Annotated in this window: 2 protein-coding genes; both read left to right on the forward strand. The window is 66.9% G+C overall.

From position 1 onward, the window contains the following. Positions 1–1530 (forward strand): ATP-dependent DNA ligase (locus DY468_RS24445; protein WP_164608192.1); only part of this gene is annotated, 1530 nt, incomplete at its 5' end. Positions 1531–1603: 73 nt separating this feature from the next. Next, positions 1604–1906 (forward strand): DUF6460 domain-containing protein, encoded by a 303-nt coding sequence (locus DY468_RS24450; protein WP_164608194.1) that lies wholly within the window; start codon positions 1604–1606, stop codon positions 1904–1906. The last annotated feature ends 115 nt before the right edge of the window (positions 1907–2021 follow it).

The raw sequence follows: 2021 nt of genomic DNA on the forward strand, positions 1-2021 counted from the left end.
GGGGTGGGGGGCTGCGACGGGAGCCTCGTCTCGGGGCGCCCTCACCCCAACCCTCTCCCGCAAGCGGGAGAGGGAGCTCGCCCTGCAGCGGGAGAGGACAGTGGTTCTGAACTCAGCGCGACAACGACCCCAGGCCACAACAACCCTCCTCCTCCCACGCTCACCGAGATCGTCACCACGCTGCACAGTCTCGGCAAGGCGGAGCTGCCGGCGCAGTTGGCGCGATGGCTGGATGACCTCGACGAGACCGGTCGCTGGGCGCTGCTGAAGCTGGTGACCGGTGCCTTGCGGATCGGTGTGTCGGCCCGGCTGGCCAAGACCGCGGCTGCAGCGCTCGGCGACAAGGATCCGCACGACGTCGAGCTGGTGTGGCCGGGTCTCGAGCCGCCATACCACGAGCTGTTCGCCTGGCTCGAAGGCCGCGGCCCGCAGCCGGTCAATCGCGATCCGGCACCGTTCCGGCCGGTGATGCTGGCGCAAGCGATCGAAGACAGCGACTTTGCAGCCATGAATCCGACCGACTACATCGCCGAATGGAAATGGGACGGCATCCGTGTCCAGGCAGTCAGCGGCCTCAATGAGCAGGGCGACTGCGTTGTGCGGCTGTATTCGCGCAGCGGCGAAGACATCACCATGAGCTTCCCCGATCTGTTGCCCTCGCTGCGCCTGCCGGGTGCGATCGACGGCGAGCTGCTGGTGCTGCGCGATCGTCGCGTGCAGTCGTTCAACGTGCTGCAGCAGCGGCTGAACCGCAAATCGGTCACCCCGAAGCTGACCAAGGACTATCCGATCCATCTGCGCGCCTACGACCTGCTCGGCGACGGCGACGAGGATCTGCGGACGCTGCCGTTCGCCGAACGTCGCGCGCGGCTGGAGGGCTTCATCACCCGGCTCGACGACCCCAAGGTCGATCTGTCGCCGCGCGTCACCTTCGGCGATTGGGAGGGCCTCCGCGCCGCACGGCGCGATCCGGGGGCTGCCGGCGCCGGACCGGATGCCGACGCGGTCGAAGGCGTGATGCTGAAGCGGCGCGACGCGCCGTATCTGCCGGGCCGACCTAAGGGCCAGTGGTGGAAGTGGAAGCACGACCCGCACATCATCGACGCGGTGCTGATGTACGCACAGCGCGGCCACGGCAAGCGCTCGTCGTATTATTCCGACTACACGTTCGGGGTCTGGACTGAAGGCGACGGCGGCGATCAGCTCGTCCCGGTCGGCAAGGCGTATTTCGGCTTCACCGACGAAGAGCTGTTGCAGATCGATCGCTTCGTCCGTCGCAACACCACCGAGAAATTCGGCCCGGTTCGCCACGTCGTGCACGAGCCCGACAAAGGCCTGGTGCTGGAAGTCGCGTTCGAAGGGCTGCAGCGGTCGCCGCGCCACAAATCCGGCGTGGCGATGCGGTTTCCACGCATCAGCCGGCTGCGCTGGGACAAACCGCCGAAGGATGCAGACCGGCTGGAGACGCTGGAGCGGATGCTGAAGGCGGAAACCGTAAATCCGCCGGCAGCCGCCGGGCGCGGGCATTGACGGCACGGCGCCGGTTTCCCATCTGCCCTGCACCGAATATGATGCGCCAGCCACGCGCGCGAGGACCATGACGATGCGAGACGACATCCGGGATCTGCCGGCCAATGACGACAGAATGACCCGCTTTCTCGGCGGCTCGCCGATGGCCGTGGCGTTTCGCCTGATCCTGATGTCGGTCCTGGTCGGCGTCGTGCTGGCGACGATCGGCCTCGACCCGTGGAACATCCTCGTCAGCATCCGCCTGATGTTCGAACGGATCTGGGACCTCGGCTTCGACGCGATCAGCGGGCTGTGGCGTTACTTCCTGCTCGGTGCTGTAATCGTGATCCCGATCTGGCTGCTGAGCCGACTGTTCAGCACGCCACGCGGACGCTGAACCGACGCGACACGCCTGCCGTGGGATCCGCGAATTCGCCCGTAACCATCCGGCAGGTGTTCGCCATCGCCGGCCCGGCGATGGTCGCCAACCTGACCACGCCGCTGCTCGGCGT

This window comes from Rhodopseudomonas sp. BR0M22, from assembly GCF_010907035.1.
Classification (GTDB): Bacteria; Pseudomonadota; Alphaproteobacteria; order Rhizobiales; family Xanthobacteraceae; genus Rhodopseudomonas.

Coding starts and splice junctions, on each gene's coding strand:
- DY468_RS24450 (WP_164608194.1), top strand. CDS start 1,604: ATGCGAGACGACATCCGGGATCTGCCGGCCAATGACGACAGAATGACC.